The organism is Streptomyces sp. NBC_00887, from assembly GCF_045207585.1.
Map to the genome: position 1 here is coordinate 3,139,939 of NZ_CP108788.1, position 18,106 is coordinate 3,158,044.

An 18,106-nucleotide genomic window follows, 5' to 3' on the forward strand; every position below is an offset into this window, starting at 1 on the left:
CGTCACCGGTTCCCGCCGACGGTCTCCCGCATCGCTCGCAGGGATTCCTTCAAGGACCCCATCGTGGCGAGGACGGCGGTGGGCTCGTAGCCGCAGTGCGCCATGCAGTTGGCGCAGCGCGGGTCCTTGCCCCGGCCGTACTTGTCCCAGTCGGTGTCCTCGATGAGCTCGCGGTACGTCGGGACGTACCCGTCGCTCATCAGATAGCAGGGCCGCTGCCACCCGAAGAGCGAGTAGTTGGGAATGGCCCAGGCCGTGCACGGGAAGTCCGCCTTGCCCTCCAGGAAGTCGAGGAAGAGCGGCGAGTGGTTCAGCCTCCAGCGGTTCCGGTTGCCGCCGGCGAAGGCCTTCTTGAAGAGCTGGCGGGTCTGCTCGACGCCCAGGAAGTGCTCCTGGTCGGGCGCCTTCTCATAGGCGTAGGCGGGCGAGATCATCATCTCGTCGACCTTCAGCTCGTCATTGAGGTAGTTGAGGACCTCGATGACGGTCTGCGGGGTGTCGGTGTTGAAGAAGGTGGAGTTGGTGGTGACCCGGAAGCCGAGCCGCTTGGCCTCCTTCATCGCCTCCACCGCCTCGTCGAACACGCCTTCCTTGGCGACCGACTCGTCGTGCCGCTCACGCAGTCCGTCGATGTGCACGGCGAAGGCGAAGTACGGCGACGGCGTGAACTTCTCGAGCTTCTTGCGCATCAGCAGGGCGTTGGTGCAGAGGAACACGTACTTCTTCTTCGCCACCAACTGGCGCACGATCTCGTCGATCTGCGGGTGCATCAGCGGCTCGCCGCCGGCGATGGACACCATCGGGGCACCTGATTCGAGCACTGCCCCGACCGCCTGGGCGACGGGCATGCGCTGCTTGAGCACCCCGGCCGGGTGCTGGATCTTGCCACATCCCTCGCATGCCAGATTGCAGGCGAACAAGGGTTCCAGCTCGACAATCAGCGGGAATTTGTCCCGCTTGCGGATCTTCTGTTCGATGAGATACGTCGCAACCTTGATGGACTGACGGAGCGGCATGGCCATCTGGGCTCACCTCCTGGGGAGCAGCAAAGATCGGTGCCATTCATGGAAAGCCGGAAGGACAGCACGAAGAACGCGGAAAGCCGATATTCCACCGCGCACTGTGCCGATGCGGACGAGCTCATGCTCCGGAGCGTCCACGACCACCCGTACGGCCGCAACCGGGCGTGGCCCGCTCCGTACAGCCGTGCGGAGCGTGGCGGCGGATTCCATGTCCACCGCGATGGCGCCGGTGGCCCGGAGCGCGGCGCGCTCCGGGCCCCGGACCACATGGTCGGAGCCGGTCAGCGGGCCCGTGTGAACCTTGCGTCCCGGCACGGCCTTGGCCAGGGCATCGACCAGCAGACCGACGCCCGTGCAGGCAGTGGTACCGCCGGGGTCCCGGGTCTCCTCGGCCACCACGAGGTCCCCGGGGTGCATTCCGGGGGCCAGGCCGGCACAGAAGCCGGAGGCGATGACCGCGGCGCCCCCGGCTCCGTCCCGGCCCAGCGCACGCAGGACGGCGCTCTCGGCGGCCTTGGGGCCCATTCCCGTCCTGATGACGGTCACGGGCCCGGCGCCGCCGCCCCTGCCGCTGCGCAGGGCGAGGTGCTCGATGCCCAGTGCGCAGGCGATCAGCAGCGGCGTGACGGGGCCGGGCGACCCCTGGGCGTCGCCCATCAGGCCCCCTTGCCCGTATCGGCGCCGCCGATGGTGCCGTTCGCGAACGGGTCTCCGTACACGTACCGCCCGAGTGCGGTGAGGGGGAAGACCTGCCGGTAGAGGTGGTAGTTGATGGAGAAGTCCCAGGGGAAGCCGGTCCCGGTGAAGTACGGCTCGTCCCACGAACCGTCCGCCTGCTGGGTCTCGGCCAGCCAGGCGATGCCGCGCTCCACGGACCTGCTGTCACGCTCCCCGGCGGCGAGGAGCGCCAGGAGTGCCCAGGCCGTCTGGGAGGCGGTCGAGGTGCCGTGGCCGATCCACTTCTCCTCCTGGTAGGAGCGCAGGTCCTCGCCCCAGCCGCCGTCGTCGTTCTGGACCGACTCCAGCCACCCGACCGCCCTGCGGACCGAGGGGTGGGCGGCCGGCAGCCCCGCCGCGACGAGGGCGGGCACCACGGACCCGGTGCCGTAGATGTAGTTGACGCCCCACCGGCCGAACCACGCACCGCTCGCCTCCTGTTCGGCGAGGAGCCACTCGATGCCGCGCCGGGTGCGGGGGTGGTCGGAGCGGCCCTCGACGGCGAGCATCTCCACGACGTGCCCGGTGACGTCGGCGGACGGGGGGTCGATGACCTCACCGAAGTCGCAGAACGGAAGCCGGTTCGGGAAGGGGCTGGTGTTGTCCGCGTCGAAGGCGCCCCAGGCTCCGTTGCGGGACTGCATGCCGAGGCTCCAGCGCACCCCGCGTTCGATGGCGCCTTCGAGCCTGGCGGGGTCCGGGTGCCTGACGCGGCGCAGCGCCAGCACGACCTCGGCGGTGTCGTCGATGTCGGGGTAGTTGTCGTTGTGGAACTCGAACGCCCAGCCCCCGGGAGCGAGTTCGGGCTTGCGTACGGACCAGTCGCCGGGTCGTACGATCTCCTCGCCGAGCATCCAGTCGGCCGCCCTCACGAGCGCCGGATGGTCGGCGGGCAACCCGGCGTCGGCGAGCGCGATGGTGGCGAGGCAGGTGTCCCAGACCGGCGACTGGCAGGCCTCGATCATGCGGGCGCCGTCCTCGCGCCACACGGTGAACCGGTCGAGCGAGGCGAGTCCCGCCTTCATCACCGGGTGGTCGAGGTCGTAGCCCAGCAGATGCAGGGCGATGACGGAGTACACGGCGGGCGGCTGGATGCCACCCCAGCAGCCGTCGTTCTCCTGGCGCTCGATGATCCAGCGGGCCGCGGCGTTCATGGCGACGCGGCGCAGCCTGCGCGGGGCGACCCGGTGATAGGCGTGCAGCGCCTTGTCGAGCCGCTGGAAGACACCGTCCCAGCTGGCCACCGGCGCCATGCGCCCCGGCGGATTCGGGTGCTCCGGGTCGGTGTGCAGCTCGTCGAGGGTGAACGGGGCGGGACGTACCGGCCGTTTCGCGGAGACGATGGTGAGCGGGACGATGGTCTGGCGGGCCCAGCAGCCGAAGTCGTAGATGTTGAGCGGGACCCACTTCGGGAAGAACATCAGCTCGGGCGGAAGCTCCGGCAGGTCGTCCCACTTCCACCAGCCGAAGAGGGCGAGCCAGATGCGCGTGAAGACCCGGGCCGCCGCGATGCCGCCCTGTTCCCGGACGAAGCGTGCCGCCCGGACCATGTGCGGGTCGTCGGTCCGGTCTCCGGCCAGCCTGAGTGCGACGTACCCCTCGATGGTGGCCGAGAGGTCGCCGGGGCCGCCGTGGAAAGTGGCCCAGGTTCCGTCGCCGAGCTGTTCGCCGCGGATGAAGCGGGCTGCCGCCTGCACCGTGGCCGGGTCCTGGATACCCAGGAACTGACGGAGCAGCAGGTCCTCGGCGTCCATCGTGACGTTGGTGGCGAGGTCCCCCTTCCACCAGCCCTGCTCGTCCTGCCTGCCGAGGAGGTGCTCCACCGAGCGTTCCGCGGCCCGCCGCGCGGCGGCCAGACCGTCGTCCGCGCCAGTGGTTGTGTCGGTCGGATCGCTGGCCGAGGCTGCGCGGAGGTTCGCGGCCCCGGTGCTTCCGTCGGTCGTCGCTGTCATGGCTTCCCCTTCGTGCAGTTGGTCCTCTGCTGTGCTGGGGTCTCCGTCGGCGGGCGTCCCGTTCGGGCGCCCGCCGGCGACTGCGATTCATATGAGGATGGTGATCATCTCTTTCGGACGACAACGAAGTCGGCGAGCGCGGTGAGCTGCGCCCGCACACGTTCCGGCATGTCGACACCATGCAGTGCCTCGATGGCTACCGCATGCTGACGTCGGGCTTCCTGAGCGGTCCATTCGCGACCGCCCGCCTCCTCGATGAGTGCCGCTCGCGCGGCGAACTCCTCTTCGGAGAAGCTGTCGAAGTCGCTGCTCTTGGCGTCGGCGGCGAGGAGGTCGCCCAGCCGGGCGGACGCGGGTCCGCCCGCGGCGAGCGCGGCGACGACGGGCAGGGACTTCTTGCGCTGGCGCAGATCGCTCCACGTCTGCTTTCCGGTGGCCTCCGGGTCGCCCCAGATCCCGAGCAGGTCGTCGACCGCCTGGAAGGCGAGGCCGAGGTGGTAGCCGTACGCCTCCAGGGTGTCGGCGGTGCGGTCGTCCGCGCCGCCGAGCACGGCGCCGATGGAGACGGCGCAGGCGAGCAGGGCGCCCGTCTTGTTGCCCTCCATCTCCAGGCACTCCTCGACGGTGACCCGTTCGCGGTGCTCGTAGGAGATGTCCTGGGCCTGCCCGTCGATGAGCTTGCGGGAGGCGGTGGTCAGGCGGCGGGCAGCGCGGCCCGCCTCGACGGTACCGAGCTCCAGCAGGACCTCGTTGGCCAGGGCGAAGAGCGCGTCGCCGACGAGGATCGCCTGGGCCGGGCCGTACACCTTCCAGACGGTGTCCCGGTGGCGGCGCTGCTCGTCGCCGTCCATCAGGTCGTCGTGCAGCAGCGAGAAGTTGTGCACGAGTTCGACGGCGACCGCGCCGGGGATCCCGGCTTCGGCCGGGGCGCCGGCCGCTTCGGCGGACAGCAGGGCGAGCGCGGGGCGCACGGCCTTCCCGCCGTCACCGTCGGCGGGCAGGCCGTGGGCGTCGATCCAGCCGAAGTGGTAGGCCGCGACGGTGTCCATGGGCGGCGCCAGCCGGTCCACGGCAGCTCGCAGCACCGGCGCTGACAGGGCCCTTCCGCGCTCCAGAAGCGCGGTGACGTCCGTGGTTTCCGCCACGGTGTCGTAAGCCGGATTCGCCGGGGTCACAGACTCTCCTCTTGTTCCGGTGGTACTGCTCATGCCGCCTCCTGCAGCGGATGTTCGTGGGGCCGCCCGAGAGCCTGGAGTACGCCGTCCGCGGCGCTGAAGCCACTGCGGACAGCGCCCTCCATCGTGGCGGGCCAGCCGGTGGCGGTCCATGCCCCCGCCAGGTGGAGGCCGGGGGCGCGGGTGCCCGCGCCCGGCCTCAGGCGTCCCACTCCCGGGGCGGGTGCGAAGGTCGCGGTGCGCTCCCGGGTGACGAAGAAGTCGCGGATCCCCGCGCCGCGGGCGGCCGGGAGGAGTCGCTCGAGCTCGGGCAGGTAGCGCTTGCGCAGCTCGGCGACGGGCAGGTCGATCTCGTCCTGGGCCGCGGACTGGGAGAGTGCGAGGTACTGCCCCTCACCCTGGAGTCCCGACTGCTCGGTACGGTCGAAGACCCATTGCACGGGCGAGCCGATGGCTGCGAAGAACGGCCGGCGCAGCACCTTGCGGTCGTAGACGACGTGAACGTTGAGGATCGGCGCGTCGGCGATGTCCAGGAGGCGCCGGGGAGAGTCGATCGACCCGTCGGGCAGCAGCCCGTGGGCCTCGCCCTGGGGCACGGCGAGGACGACGGTCTCCGCCTCGATCACCTCGCTGTCCGTCCCGACGGCCCATCGGCCGTCGTCCGTCCGGGTGAGCGAGCCGACCCGGGTGCGCAGCTGGGTCCTGACGCCGGCCGAGTCGAGCGCCTTGCGGGCGAGGGTGTCGTGCAGCTCGCCCAGCGGGACCGCGGCCCAGCCGATGTCCGCGGCGCCCGCTTCGGAGAGCAGCCCCGTCTTGAAGACCATGGCGGCCAGTGCCATGGAGGCGTTCGGCGCCGTCGCGTTGAGCGTGGCGACGCCGACGAGGTCCCAGAGCGCCTCGATGGCCCGCTCGGACTGCCCGTGCCGTTGCAGCCAGGTCGCGAAGTCGATGCCGTCGAGCGCGGGGTCGGCCGGGTCGAGGCGGCCGAGTGCCAGTGCGGCCCGCGCGACGCCCGCCTTCTCCGCGAGCGAGAGGTGCGGGTACGCGGCGAGTCCGGCGGCGAGGTGCAGGGGTACGGGAAGTCCGGTGCGGCGCAGCCGCCCGAGCCGCGGTCCGGCCTTCCTTCCGACGTCGAGTACGGGCACGTCGAGGCGGTCCTGGAGCGGGGCGAGGTGGGCGCCGTCGATCCGGTCCAGGAACCAGCGGTAGCCGGTGCAGCAGCGCAGGTAGACGTGCTGGCCGTTGTCGACGGACAGCTCGCCGCGGCGGAAGGAGAAGGCCAGCCCGCCGAGCCTGGGGCGGCCTTCGAGCAGGGTCACGTCAAGCCCGGCGTCGGCGAGGCGGAGGGCCGAGGTGACTCCGGCCAGGCCGCCGCCGACGACGACCGCACGTGAACGGTTCGGGCCACTCATGCGTCCCCCTTTCGCCGGGCTGCGGGAGTCCGGGCCGTCCGGGCCCGGATCACGGAGATCGGAGACATCGCATTCAGGGACGCAGCAGACAGGTGGAGGGTTGCCCGCCCGGTACCGCTCGCGGGGCACATCAGACCCGCCCCCTGGCCGTCCGGCGGGAGATGTACCGCGCGTCCAGGCCCGACAGGCCGCGCACCGCGACGTAGGCCTTCTCGTGCCCGGGCAGGGAGACCCTTCCGCGCAGTACGGCCTCGGGATCGCGTTCGATCCGGTCGAGGAGGCGACGGTAGATGCCCGCCATGGCGGCGACACAGGCGCCGCTGCGCCGGTCCAGCATCGGCAGCAGCCGGTAGCCCTCGGCGAACAGGGCCCGGGCGCGCCGGACCTCGAAGTGCACCAGGCCGGCGAAGTCCGAGCCGGGCGGCGGGGTCGCCCGGTGGAATCCGGCGGAGCAACCGAACTTGGCGAGATCGTCCGCGGGCAGGTACGTGCGCCCGTTGCCCGCGTCCTCGCGGACGTCGCGGAGGATGTTGGTGAGCTGGAGCGCCAGGCCGAGCGTGTCCGCGTACTCCGCGGCACGGTCCGCACCCGGTGCACCCGGTTCCGTCCCGAAAACGCCGAGGCTGAGCCGTCCGATGGCACCCGCGACACAGCGGCAGTAGGTCCTGAGGTCGTCCCAGGTCTCGTAGCTCGCGCCGCGCACGTCCATCAGCACACCGTCGATGAGCTCGTCGAGCCCGCCGAGGGGCAGGGGGAACCGGCGCGCCGCGTCGGCGAGCGCGACGGCCACCGGGTCGGTGTCGTCCTCGTCGACCGCGCCGCTCCTGACCCGGTCGAGCAGGGCGCGGGTGCTCTCCAGCCGGGACCGCTTGGTCTCCGGGGCCAGGCCTCCGTCGCCGATGTCGTCGACCCGACGGGAGAAGGCGTACAGCGCCGACATGGCCTGCCGCTTGTCGTACGGCAGCAGCCTGATGCCGTACGCGAAGTTACGGGCCTGCTGTCCGGTGACGGCCTCGCAGTAGCTGTACGCGGCCTGTACCGGTGCCGACATGTACGTCGTCTGTCCCTCCACGGTCCGGCTCACCCCTCTCTGTGCGCTCTTCGCAGGACAACTCCCACTTCGCGCAGCAGTCTGGGCGCGGTGGGCCTGGGCGGTCCGGGCAGTACGTCGAACCCGGCGGCCGAGATCGCGGTGAGGGCGGCTCGCCCTCCGGCGACGAATCCGGCGAGCAGCAGCTTGAGCCTGCCGTTGACACTACCCACCAGGGGAATGCCTTCGTCCAGCAGGTCATGAGCGCGTTCCGCCTCGAACGCGACCAGGGCGCGCAGCGATGCGCCCCCGGACGGTACGGCCAGGTCTGATTCACGGACATGGAAGCGGGCCATGTCGTCGGCGGGGAGGTAGATCCGGTCGCGGCCGAGGTCCTCGGCGACGTCCTGCAGGTGCTCGGCGATCTGCAGCGCGGTGCAGACGGCGTCCGAGCGCCGGATCCGTTCGGGGCTCGAGGTGCCGGTGATCTGCAGGACCAGCCGGCCGACGGGGTTGGCGGAGAGCTCACAGTAGGCCTGGAGCTCCGCGTACGTCCCGTAGCGGCGGATCTTCTGGTCCTGCCGGTTGGCCTCGATGAGGCCGAGGAAGGGTTCGGGGGTGAGCGCGCAGCCTCGCACGGTGGGGCGCAGGGCGCGCAGCAGGGGGTGGCGCGGCACTTCGGCCGAGCCGGCGAAGACCCGGTGCAGATCGGCCTCGAGGGCGTCGAGCATGGCGAGCCGGTCCTCGGTCTGTCCGGGCTCGAGGCCGAGGTGGCGCGCGTCGGCGCCGCCGGGGGCGAGGTCGCCGTCACCGATGTCGTCGACGAGGCGGGCGAAGCCGTAGACCGCCATCAGGTCGTCGCGCCAGGCGCGGGGCAGGAAGAAGGGGGCCACGGGGAAGTTCTCGTCCGCGGCCTTGTCGAGCGTGCCGGTTGCGGCGGCGTCGGTACGCGCCTGCTGGGTACGGATCACTGCGTACCGCCCGACGCGGGGACGGCGAAACCACGTCGGAGCTGGAGATTTTCCATCGTTGCCGTCATATCTCCCGTTCTACACTGCCGACCCAAAACATCCCTTTTCGGACACGCCGCTCATTCTCCCGAGTGCGACGGGCTCACCAGGAGCGATGGGCGGGGGGCGTATCCCCCCACATTGCCGCGAATCAGCACCGGTACAGCTTACGTTGTACAGCGCACAAGCCTGCGCAGGGGTGCGACGCACCCCTGTACAACGCTTCGATCTCCGCCAACCTTCCCCGGATTCAGGGCAATTGACGTCATCCGCCGGGAGGAGATGGCCCCGCGAGCCGTCGCACGTCTCCGCTGCCCCGGAGCCGGACGCCGCAGTGGCCCCCGCCGCTGCACTCCGGCGAGGGCCACTCGGTCCTGCGGGACTACTTGCCGGTCTCCCGCTCATAGGCCTTGAGGACCTCGTCGGTGGAGCCGTCCATCAGGAGCTCGCCCTTCTCCAGCCACAGCACCCGGTCGCAGGTCTCCCTGATGGTGGTGTTGTTGTGGCTGACCAGGAAGACGGTGCCCGCTTCCTTGCGCAGCTCACGGATCCGCGCCTCCGAGCGGACCCGGAACTTGCGGTCACCGGTGGCGAGGGCCTCGTCGATCATGAGGACATCGTGGTTCTTGGCCGCGGCGATGGAGAAACGCAGCCGCGCCGCCATACCCGAGGAGTACGTCCGCATCGGCAGGGTGATGAAGTCGCCCTTCTCGTTGATCCCGGAGAACTCCACGATGTCGTCGTACCGCTCGTGGATCTCCTCACGGCTCATGCCCATCGCGAGACCGCCGAGCACGACGTTGCGCTCACCGGTCAGATCGCTCATGAGCGCGGCGTTGACACCCAGCAACGACGGCTGACCGTCCGTGTACACCTTGCCGTGCTCCGTGGGCAGGAGTCCGGCGATGGCCCGAAGCAGGGTGGACTTGCCTGAGCCGTTGGTGCCGATGAGGCCGATCGCCTGGCCCCGGTACGCGGTGAAGGAGACACCCCGCACCGCGTGCACCTTGCGGACGCCGCGCGGCTCGCCCTTGCCCCGGCGCATGATCCGGCTCAGCGCCGCGGTGGCGCTGCCCTTGCCGCCGCCCGTGCCGTTGACCCGGTACACGATGTGCACGTCGTCGGCGATGACGGTGGGGATGTGCCCCTGGGACGTTTCCTCAGCCACGGCCGTACCGTTCCTCTGCCTTCCAGAAGTACACAAAGCCGGCGACGCCCACCAGGAGCGACCAGGCGAGCCCGACGGCCCAGACGTGCTGCGGCAGGTTCTCGGAGCCGTAGCCGTCGATGAGCGCGAAGCGGACCAGGTCCATGTAGATGGCCGCCGGGTTGTACTGCAGCACGTCGGCGATCCACTGCGGCTTGCCCGCCAGCATGACCGGGATGGAGAACATGACGCCCGAGGCGTACATCCAGGTCCGCATGACGAACGGCATCAGCTGCGCCAGGTCGGGAGTCTTGCTGCCCAGCCGGGCCATGACCAGGGCCAGGCCCATGTTGAACAGGAACTGCATCGCCAGCGCCGGGATCACCAGCAGCCACGAGAGCGAGGGGTAACTGCCGAATCCCACCGTCACGGCCAGCAGCACGATCATCGAGTACATCAGCTGCTGGAGCTGCTGCAGCGAGAAGGAGATGGGCAGTGAGGCACGGGGGAAGTGCAGGGCGCGGACGAGGCCGAGGTTGCCGGCGATGGACCGCACCCCAGCCATGACCGAGCTCTGGGTGAACGTGAAGACGAAGACCCCTGTCACCAGGAACGGGATGAAGACCTCCTGGCTCATCCCCCTCGCGGTGCCCAGGATGAGTCCGAAGATCAGGAAGTAGACCAGCGCGTTCAGCAGGGGCGTGGCCACCTGCCACAGCTGGCCGAGCTTGGCCTGGCTGTACTGCGCGGTCAGCTTCGCCCTGGAGAACGCCAGGATGAAGTGACGGCGGCCCCAGAGCTGACGGATGTATTCGAACAGCCCGGGCCGGGCGCCGCTCACAGTCAGGCCGTACTTGGCGGCCACCTGGGACGCGCTGAGCCCCTCGTCGGCGGACGGTGGGGTGCTCAACGCGACCCCACCGTCGTGGGTTGTCTCACTCACAAGTTGAAACTCTCGTCTTCACAATGCGCAGCCGGTCGCGGGCGCGGCCAAGGCGGACAGGGTCCCGTACGAAAAATACGCCTCATGGTCTCAGAGAAGAGCTTCTCAGATCACAGGTGGTCGGCCCAGTCTGGTCAGCCGCCAGACTGTACGCCATTTCATGGGGCGCCGGGGACCGCAGGGCTTCGCCCAGCCTTCCCGGAAACCGCCGAACCACGCCTTGAGCGCGGGCATGGACGGCCTGCGGACCAGGGTGAGCAGCAGCCAGACACCGACGTACACGGGCACGAGCGGCGCGGGCAGGTTCCGGCGGGCGAGCCAGACCCGGTTGCGGGCCACCATGCGGTGATACACCGCATGCCGCGAGGGAGCGGTCGTGGGGTGGTTGAGCACCATGTCCGCGCGGTAGTCGATCATCCAGCCGGCGTCCAGGGCACGCCAGGCCAGATCGGTCTCCTCGTGCGCGTAGAAGAACTCGTCCGGCAGTCCGCCGACCTCGGCGATCACCTGGGTGCGTACGGCGTTCGCACCGCCCAGGAACGTCGTCACCCGGGACGAGCGCATCGGGTCGGAGGCACGCAGTCGCGGCACGTGCCGGCGCTGGGTGACCCCGGTGTCCGGGTCCGCGATACGGAAGGTGACGATGCCGAGTTCCGGATCCGTCCCGAAGGCCTGCCGGCACAGCTCGGCGGTGTCCGTGTTCGGCAGCAGCCCGTCGTCGTCGAGGAACAGCAGTGCGTCCACGTCGGCGCCGGAAGGGCCGAACGCCTCGATGCCGACGTTGCGGCCACCGGGAATGCCGAGGTTCTCGGGCAGTTCCACGGTCCGCACGCCCGCGGGGACGTCGGGGACCGAGGCGCCGTTGCCGACCACGACCACCTCGATCCGGTCGCCGTCCTGCTTGGCGACCGAGTCGAGGAGGGCGCGCAGCTCGTCCGGACGGTTGCCCATGGTGATGATGACTGCGCCGAGTTTCATGGGGGAGCTCACTTCAGCCTGCTGGACGCGAGGATCGACACCAGGTGCAGGACGGTCTGGAGAAGGGCGATGCCCGCCATGACGGCGACCGCGAGGCGGCTGAAGAAGAGGTCGTCCCTGACCGTGTCGAGGACGGCGACCACCAGGATGACCAGCGACGCCTCGATGCCGAGGATGAGCCGGTGGAACTTGAGCGCGCCGGCGGCCCGTCGGGCGAGCGCCATGCCGGAGGAGCGCGGCTCGGACGCGGACTCCTTGACGGGCGGCAGCCCGCCCTGGTGGCGCGCGACGCCGACGAGGTCGGTCTCGGCCTTGATCAGGATGGCGCCGAGCGCGGCGAGCGTGCCCAGGAAGGCCCACAGCCAGTCGACGCGCCCCGGGCCCCACAGGTCGGCGGCACGCAGGCCGAAGCCGACCAGCACCGCCGCGTCGCACAGATAGGCGGCCACCCGGTCCAGGTAGACCCCGCCCAGCGAGAACTGCTTCTTCCAGCGGGCCACTTCGCCGTCGACACAGTCGAACAGAAGGTAGAGCTGGACGGCGAGCACGCCGAGCAGGGCCCCGGGGATGCCCGGGACCAGCAGGGCGGGTGCCGCGAGCACGCCGGCGACGGTCATCACGTAGGTCAGCTGGTTGGGCGTGACCTTGGTGGTCACCAGGTGCCGGGTGATGCGCAGCGAGATCTCGCGCATGTAGAGCCGACCTGCCCAGTGCTCGCCACTGCGCCGGTCCTTCACGCCCGGAGGGTGCACGACCGGGCGGAGTTCAGCTATGGATGGCTTTTGCATAGTCGGCGTACGCGTCCCTGATCTGGTCGGTGGACAGGTTGAGGTGTTCCAGGATCGTGAAGCGTCCCGGGCGCGTCTGAGGGGCGTACTCGACGGCCCGCACGAACTCTTCGGCGGTGAAGCCGATGTCGTCGGGCAGCACGGGCAGCCCGTGGCGCCGCAGTACGGACGCCATGTGCAGCGACTCCTCGCGTGCGCCCCGAAGGTGCATGGCGAAGCAGGCGCCGAGGCCGACCTGCTCGCCGTGGCTGGCGGCACGCTTCGGGTACAGCAGGTCGAAGGCGTGGTTGATCTCGTGGCAGCCGCCCGAGGCGGGCCGGGAGTCCCCGGCGACCGACATCGAGATGCCGGTCAGGACGAGTCCCTCGGCCAGCACCTTGAGGAAGGCGTCGTCGCCGACGGTGCCGGGGTGGCGCAGTACGGCTTCGCCCGCCTGACGTGCCATGGCCGCCGCGAGTCCGTCGATCTCCTCGCCCTGGATCTCGTGGGCGAGTTCCCAGTCGGCGACGCAGGAGATGTTGGAGACCGCGTCGCCGATGCCCGAGCGCACGTAGCGTGCGGGGGCCTGGCGGATCACGTCGAGGTCGATGACCACCGCGATCGGGGTGGGGACTCCGTAGGAGCCGCGCCCGTTGTCGTTGTCCAGGGTCGCGACCGGGGAACAGAGCCCGTCGTGGGACAGGTTCGTCGCCACGGCGACCATGGGCATGCCGACCCGTGCCGCGGCGTACTTCGCCACGTCGATGATCTTGCCGCCGCCGAGGCCGACGACGGCGTCGTAGCGGTTGCCCTTGATGCCGTCGGCGAGCCGCACCGCGGAGTCGATCGTGCCGTCGGCGACCGGGTACCAGTCGGCCCCCGGCAGCACCGGAGCGAGCCGCTCGCGCAGGGCGCGCCCGGAACCGTCGCTGATCGCGATGGCGAGCTTGCCCGACGCGGAGATCCGCTGGTCGGCGAGGAGACCGGCCAGATCGTCCATCGCGCCGCGCCGGATGTCGACGACGACCGGGGACGGGATGAGGCGGGTCAGTACCGGCACGCGATCTCCCTGCCGCGGGCGAGGTCGTCGTGGTTGTCGATCTCGACCCAGGTGACCTCGCCGATGGGGGCCACGTCGACGGTGAAGCCGCGGTTCACGAGCTCCTGGTAGCCGTCCTCGTAGTAGAGGTCGGGGTCGCGCTCGAAGGTGACCTTCAGCGCGTCGGCGAGCTCCTCGGCGGCCTCGGGCTCGATCAGCGTGACGCCGATGTACTCGCCGGTCGCGGTGGCCGGGTCCATCAGCTTGGTGATCCGCCGCACACCCTTCTCGCCGTCCGTGATGACCTTCATCTCCTCGTCGGCGAGGTTCTTCACCGTGTCGAGGGCGAGGATGATCTTCTGGCCCTTGCCGCGGGCGTCCAGGAGGGTCTTCTCGACGGAGACCGGGTGCACGGTGTCGCCGTTGGCGAGGATGACGCCCTTCTTCAGGACGTCACGGGCGCACCAGAGGGAGTAGGCGTTGTTCCACTCCTCGGCCTTGTCGTTGTCGATGAGCGTCAGGCTCACGCCGTACGTCGCCTCGAACTCGGCCTTGCGGGCGTAGACGGCTTCCTTGCGGTAGCCGACGACGATCGCGACCTCGGTGAGTCCGACCTCGGCGAAGTTGGCCAGCGTCAGGTCCAGGACCGTCTTCTCGCCGTCCACGGGCACCAGGGCCTTGGGCAGCGTGTCCGTGTACGGACGCAGACGTCGTCCTGCACCGGCTGCCAGTACGAGGCCGATCATGCGAGTTCTCCTTCGTCGTGTACAGCGGGGGCCGAGGAGGACACCCAGAAGCGGATGGACTCCACGAGCACCACCAGAGCCACGGCCGCCGCGAGCGCGGTGAGAGCCGTGGTAAATCCTGAACTCCGGGTCAGTACGGCGGCGAGTACGGCCACGACCAGGGTCCGGCCCTCGTGCCCGCCGATGGTGCGCACCAGCCACCGGGGCGGTGCGCCGGTACCACCTCGGATGCGGTACACCGTGTCGTAGTGATGGTAGGCGACGGCCGAAACCAGGCCGAATGCCGCGGGAACGGCGTGCGGCACATCACTGCGGGCAGCCAGCACCAGAATCGTGCAGTACTCCGCGGCACGGAAGACCGGGGGTACGAGCCAGTCGAGCGCGCCCTTGAGCGGCCGCGAGACCGCGAGACCGGAGACGACCGCGTACACCGCTGCCGCGCCGACGGTCAGCCGGCTGCCGTACGGAGCGAACAGGGCTGCGGCGACGATCACCAGTGCGCCGACGAGGGCCAGCAGCGGGGCGATGAAGCCCCCGCGCGGGCGGCGGACCGCGCCGGCCACGGCCTGCGCGAGCGGTCCCGAGTCGGCGAGGTCGGCCAGTGCGACGGCGGCCCGGTCGGTGCGCTGCGCCTTGCGGGTCAGCGAGCGCAGCAGCCGTCCGGCCGTGGTGTAGCAGGCGGCCAGCGCGCATCCGACGAGCAGGGCGTAGAAGACGACACGGGGGGTGGTCACCGCGGTGAGCACGGCGATCATGGCCCAGCGTTCGCCGATGGGCAGGACTATCATCCGGCGCAGCCAGACGGTCCAGCCGACGCTGTCGAGCCGGTCCGAGAGCGCGGCGGTGGGGCTCGTGTTGGAGACCGCGTCGTGATTGGCCTCGTTGAACGAGAAGTCGACGACATGCCGGCAGGCCTGGAGCACCATCGCGCCGAGCGCGAGGACCCATACGTCGTCGCCGCCGCGGGCGGCACCGAGGGCGAGGCCCGCGTAGTACGCGTACTCCTTGGCCCGGTCGAAGGTGGCGTCCAGCCAGGCGCCCATCGTCGAGTACTGCAGTGAGTAGCGGGCGAGCTGCCCGTCGGTGCAGTCCAGGACGAAGGAGAGGAGCAGCAGTACCCCGGCCGCGACGTAGCCCGCGCGGGTGCCCGTCGCCGCGCTGCCGGCCGCGATGAGTGCGGTGATCAGCGAGGCGGTGGTGACCTGGTTCGGGGTGAAGCCCCGGCGGGCGCACCAGCGGGCGATGTAGCGCGAGTACGGGCTGATGAAGAACGTCGTGAAGAAGCCGTCGTGGGCCTTCACCGCGCTGCGCAGCCGTACGGCCTCGTCGTCGACGGCGTCGACGGCGGCCTGAGCGGCACTCCGGTCCTCGGGACCGGTGGGTACCTCGGCGGTGAGCGAGCCGAGCTCGGGGCGCTGCACGGCGGTGCCCTCGGCGTCCAGGGCGACGGCGAGCCGGCCGGGGACCGTGCGGTCCTCGGCGACGGTTTCGGCGCCGGTGGGCGCGACGGGGCTTCCCGCGCCCACGGCTGCCACGGCCCCGCGCAGGGCTCGGAGCAGCGCGTCCCGTGCCTCGGGCTGCGCGGTGAGCGCTCCGGGGACGGTGGCGGCGGCGAAGCGGGGGTCGGTCAGTCCGAGCCTGAGGGCATGGACGTGGCCGACGAAGCGTGGGTCCACGAGCGCGACGCGACGGCTCGCGGGGACCGCGGCGAGCAGTTCGGCGGCCTCGGAGGCGTCGGCTGCTGCCCGTACGTCAAAGCCGAGTGACCGCAGATCGTCCTCGAGCGACGATCCGGGTACCGGCGCACCGGTGAGGATGGCGGTCGACAGACGAACTCACTCCTTGGTGCTGACGGGAAAGGCGCGCGACAGTGCGGCCCTCGGGCGGGCCTGCGGCACGTCGGCTGAGGCTATCGGATGAACGGAAGACCGAGTTCACCGCCCGTTTGTGCTCCGTTCGGGCGAACCGGCCATCATGCGGCGCTGTTCGCGATCATCATCGTCGATCAGCACCTCGCCCCACAAACCGCGCAGGGCCAGCGCATAAGCTGACGCGTATGACGTGGTTGATCACAGGCGGGGCCGGTTACATCGGAGCACATGTGGCGAAGGCCATGACGGGGGCGGGCGAGAGAGTCGTGGTGCTCGACGACATCTCGACGGGCATCGAGGGGCGACTGCCCGCGGACGTTCCTCTGGTGCGCGGCTCGGCCTCCGACCGTGCGCTGCTGGACCGGGTGCTGGCCGAGCACGAGGTGACCGGTGTGGTGCACCTCGCGGCGAAGAAGCAGGTCGGCGAGTCCGTCGAGAAGCCCCTCGTCTACTACCGGGAGAACGTGACCGGGCTCGCCGTGCTGCTGGAGGCGGTGGTCGCGGCCGGTGTGCGGCGTTTCCTCTTCTCCTCCTCGGCCGCGGTGTACGGGGTTCCGGACACGGAGCTCATCACCGAGGAGACTCCGTGCGCCCCGATCAACCCCTACGGCGAGACCAAGCTGGCCGGTGAATGGCTGGTGCGGGCGACGGGCCGGGCGCACTCGGTCTCGACCGCCTGTCTGCGCTACTTCAACGTGGCCGGGGCCGCGGAGCCCGAACTGTCGGACACGGGGGTCTACAACGTCGTGCCCATGATCTTCGACCGGCTGACGCGCGGCGAGGCCCCGCGGATCTTCGGTGACGACTACCCGACGCCCGACGGCACCTGCGTCCGCGACTACATCCACGTCGCCGACCTCGCCGACGCGCACCTCGCGGTGGCCCGGAGACTGTCGGAGCCCGGCTTCGCCGGCGACCTGACCGTGAACATCGGCCGCGGTGAAGGCGTCTCGGTGCGTGAGCTCGCCGATCTGGTGAGCGAGGTCAGCGGCCTGCCCACGGAGCCCGTGATCGAACCGCGCAGGCCCGGTGACGCGGCCAGGGCCGTCGCCTCTGCCGCGCGGATGACCGAGGAACTGGGCTGGACGGCCCGGCGCGGGGTGCGCGAGATGGTCGAGTCGGCCTGGGAGGGCTGGTGCCTGCGCCACCCCGAGGCCCGCGCGAAGTAGCCCGCAGCACTCGGCCGACGCCCTGACCTGCGAACGTTTCCGCAGGTCAGGGCACATGACAACGGTGTTCAGTGCCGTGTTGCCCGGTACCCCCCGCCCGTAGTTCACTGGCCACATCGGGCGATCGCCGCCCGAGTGGTACGACGCGTTGCGGAGGCGTTCCCATGGGGGCTGGCCACGATCACGGGCACGCGCACGGAGGGCCGCCCCCGACGGGCACGGCCGCCGCCGCGTACAAGGGCCGGCTCAAGGTCGCCCTGGGCATCACGCTCGGCGTCATGGTCATGGAAATCGTGGGCGGGCTGCTCGCCGACTCGCTCGCGCTGATCGCGGACGCGGCCCACATGGCCACGGACGCACTCGGACTCGGCATGGCCCTGCTCGCGATCCACTTCGCCAACAGGCCCTCGGGACCCAACCGCACCTTCGGCTTCGCCCGCGCGGAGATCCTCGCGGCGCTGGCCAACTGCCTGCTGCTCCTGGGAGTCGGCGGCTACCTGGTCTTCGAAGCCGTGGACCGTTTCGTCACCCCGGCCGAGACCAGGGGCGGTCTGGCCATCGTGTTCGCCTCCGTCGGTCTGGTCGCCAACGTCGTCTCGCTGTCCCTGCTGATGCGCGGGCAGAAGGACAGCCTCAATGTGCGGGGGGCCTATCTCGAGGTCGTCGCGGACACCCTCGGCTCGGTCACCGTCCTGGTGTCGGCGGGCATCATCATGGCCACGGGCTGGCAGGCCGCCGACCCGATCGCCTCGTTGCTGATCGGCCTCATGATCGTCCCCCGTACGGTGAAGCTCCTGCGCGAGACGCTCGACGTGCTTCTGGAATCGGCGCCCAAGGGTGTCGACATGGCGGAGGTGCGCGCCCACATCACCGCCCTTCCCGGGGTGCTGGACGTCCACGACCTGCACGCCTGGACGATCACCTCCGGGATGCCGGTGCTCTCCGCGCACGTGGTCGTGCACCAGGAGATGCTGGACTCGATCGGCCACGAGAAGCTCCTGCACGACCTGCAGGGCTGTCTCGGTCATCACTTCGACGTGGAGCACTGCACCTTCCAGCTGGAGCCGAGCGGCCATGCGGAGCACGAGGCGAAGCTCTGCCACTGACCGGCACCGGGACCGGGACCGG

At 70.4% G+C, this 18,106-nt stretch carries 16 protein-coding genes; 2 read left to right on the forward strand and 14 right to left on the reverse strand.

All coding sequences use genetic code 11. From position 1 onward, the window contains the following. Nucleotides 1-2: 2 nt before the first annotated feature. From hpnH to OG844_RS14385, 14 genes are all read right to left on the reverse strand, one after another. The gene (gene hpnH / locus OG844_RS14320; RefSeq protein ID WP_406390429.1) at nucleotides 3-1,022 is read right to left on the reverse strand and encodes an adenosyl-hopene transferase HpnH; all 1,020 of its coding nucleotides are present in this window, start codon (nucleotides 1,020-1,022) and stop codon (nucleotides 3-5) included. A gap of 6 nt (nucleotides 1,023-1,028) precedes the next feature. Continuing rightward, nucleotides 1,029-1,679, reverse strand: coding sequence for a 1-hydroxy-2-methyl-2-butenyl 4-diphosphate reductase (locus tag OG844_RS14325; protein ID WP_406390431.1), 651 nt, complete (start codon nucleotides 1,677-1,679; stop codon nucleotides 1,029-1,031). Beyond that, nucleotides 1,679-3,691 carry a squalene--hopene cyclase gene (shc, locus tag OG844_RS14330; protein ID WP_406390433.1) on the reverse strand — a complete coding sequence of 671 codons (2,013 nt, stop codon included), beginning with the start codon at nucleotides 3,689-3,691 and terminating at the stop codon, nucleotides 1,679-1,681. The genes OG844_RS14325 and shc overlap by 1 nt, the downstream gene beginning before the upstream one ends. Nucleotides 3,692-3,795: 104 nt before the next feature. Beyond that, nucleotides 3,796-4,899, reverse strand: a complete 1,104-nt coding sequence (locus tag OG844_RS14335; RefSeq protein ID WP_406390435.1) for a polyprenyl synthetase family protein — start codon at nucleotides 4,897-4,899, stop codon at nucleotides 3,796-3,798. Continuing rightward, nucleotides 4,896-6,278 carry a hydroxysqualene dehydroxylase HpnE gene (hpnE, locus tag OG844_RS14340; protein ID WP_406390437.1) on the reverse strand — a complete coding sequence of 461 codons (1,383 nt, stop codon included), beginning with the start codon at nucleotides 6,276-6,278 and terminating at the stop codon, nucleotides 4,896-4,898. Before hpnE ends, OG844_RS14335 begins: the two co-directional genes overlap by 4 nt. Before the next feature lie 130 nt (nucleotides 6,279-6,408). Beyond that, the gene (hpnD, locus tag OG844_RS14345; protein WP_406390439.1) at nucleotides 6,409-7,329 is read right to left on the reverse strand and encodes a presqualene diphosphate synthase HpnD; all 921 of its coding nucleotides are present in this window, start codon (nucleotides 7,327-7,329) and stop codon (nucleotides 6,409-6,411) included. 29 nt (nucleotides 7,330-7,358) lie between these two features. After that, nucleotides 7,359-8,279 carry a squalene synthase HpnC gene (gene hpnC / locus OG844_RS14350; RefSeq protein ID WP_406390441.1) on the reverse strand — a complete coding sequence of 307 codons (921 nt, stop codon included), beginning with the start codon at nucleotides 8,277-8,279 and terminating at the stop codon, nucleotides 7,359-7,361. A 421-nt stretch (nucleotides 8,280-8,700) separates the two neighbouring features. Further along, the gene (locus OG844_RS14355) at nucleotides 8,701-9,486 is read right to left on the reverse strand and encodes an ABC transporter ATP-binding protein (RefSeq protein ID WP_406390443.1); all 786 of its coding nucleotides are present in this window, start codon (nucleotides 9,484-9,486) and stop codon (nucleotides 8,701-8,703) included. Then, entirely contained in the window at nucleotides 9,479-10,408 is a 930-nt protein-coding gene (locus tag OG844_RS14360; protein ID WP_406390445.1) for an ABC transporter permease, read from the reverse strand. Before OG844_RS14360 ends, OG844_RS14355 begins: the two co-directional genes overlap by 8 nt. Nucleotides 10,409-10,513: 105 nt before the next feature. Beyond that, nucleotides 10,514-11,386 (reverse strand): glycosyltransferase family 2 protein, encoded by an 873-nt coding sequence (locus OG844_RS14365; RefSeq protein ID WP_406390447.1) that lies wholly within the window; start codon nucleotides 11,384-11,386, stop codon nucleotides 10,514-10,516. Between the two features lie 8 nt (nucleotides 11,387-11,394). Next, a complete protein-coding gene (locus OG844_RS14370) occupies nucleotides 11,395-12,174 on the reverse strand; it encodes a CDP-alcohol phosphatidyltransferase family protein (protein ID WP_406390449.1) in 780 nt (259 codons plus the stop codon). After that, a complete protein-coding gene (locus OG844_RS14375) occupies nucleotides 12,152-13,213 on the reverse strand; it encodes an iron-containing alcohol dehydrogenase family protein (RefSeq protein ID WP_406390451.1) in 1,062 nt (353 codons plus the stop codon). Before OG844_RS14375 ends, OG844_RS14370 begins: the two co-directional genes overlap by 23 nt. Further along, entirely contained in the window at nucleotides 13,201-13,938 is a 738-nt protein-coding gene (locus tag OG844_RS14380) for a sugar phosphate nucleotidyltransferase (RefSeq protein ID WP_406390453.1), read from the reverse strand. Before OG844_RS14380 ends, OG844_RS14375 begins: the two co-directional genes overlap by 13 nt. After that, nucleotides 13,935-15,710: a DUF5941 domain-containing protein gene (locus OG844_RS14385; protein WP_406396128.1), complete on the reverse strand. Its 1,776-nt coding sequence runs from the start codon at nucleotides 15,708-15,710 to the stop codon at nucleotides 13,935-13,937. The genes OG844_RS14380 and OG844_RS14385 overlap by 4 nt, the downstream gene beginning before the upstream one ends. Before the next feature lie 284 nt (nucleotides 15,711-15,994). On the opposite strand from OG844_RS14385, the gene galE reads away from it, so the two are divergent. Both galE and OG844_RS14395 read left to right on the forward strand, forming a co-directional pair. Next, nucleotides 15,995-16,978, forward strand: a complete 984-nt coding sequence (gene galE / locus OG844_RS14390) for a UDP-glucose 4-epimerase GalE (protein ID WP_406390455.1) — start codon at nucleotides 15,995-15,997, stop codon at nucleotides 16,976-16,978. A 164-nt stretch (nucleotides 16,979-17,142) separates the two neighbouring features. Then, nucleotides 17,143-18,084, forward strand: coding sequence for a cation diffusion facilitator family transporter (locus OG844_RS14395; RefSeq protein ID WP_406390457.1), 942 nt, complete (start codon nucleotides 17,143-17,145; stop codon nucleotides 18,082-18,084). Nucleotides 18,085-18,106: the final 22 nt, after the last annotated feature.

Bases quoted from the DNA above. Each gene is read 5' to 3' on its own strand.
- hpnH (WP_406390429.1), bottom strand. From the start codon at position 1,022: ATGGCCATGCCGCTCCGTCAGTCCATCAAGGTTGCGACGTATCTCATC.
- OG844_RS14325 (WP_406390431.1), bottom strand. From the start codon at position 1,679: ATGGGCGACGCCCAGGGGTCGCCCGGCCCCGTCACGCCGCTGCTGATC.
- shc (WP_406390433.1), bottom strand. From the start codon at position 3,691: ATGACAGCGACGACCGACGGAAGCACCGGGGCCGCGAACCTCCGCGCA.
- OG844_RS14335 (WP_406390435.1), bottom strand. From the start codon at position 4,899: ATGAGCAGTACCACCGGAACAAGAGGAGAGTCTGTGACCCCGGCGAAT.
- hpnE (WP_406390437.1), bottom strand. From the start codon at position 6,278: ATGAGTGGCCCGAACCGTTCACGTGCGGTCGTCGTCGGCGGCGGCCTG.
- hpnD (WP_406390439.1), bottom strand. From the start codon at position 7,329: ATGTCGGCACCGGTACAGGCCGCGTACAGCTACTGCGAGGCCGTCACC.
- OG844_RS14365 (WP_406390447.1), bottom strand. From the start codon at position 11,386: ATGAAACTCGGCGCAGTCATCATCACCATGGGCAACCGTCCGGACGAG.
- OG844_RS14370 (WP_406390449.1), bottom strand. From the start codon at position 12,174: ATGCAAAAGCCATCCATAGCTGAACTCCGCCCGGTCGTGCACCCTCCG.
- OG844_RS14380 (WP_406390453.1), bottom strand. From the start codon at position 13,938: ATGATCGGCCTCGTACTGGCAGCCGGTGCAGGACGACGTCTGCGTCCG.
- galE (WP_406390455.1), top strand. From the start codon at position 15,995: ATGACGTGGTTGATCACAGGCGGGGCCGGTTACATCGGAGCACATGTG.
- OG844_RS14395 (WP_406390457.1), top strand. From the start codon at position 17,143: ATGGGGGCTGGCCACGATCACGGGCACGCGCACGGAGGGCCGCCCCCG.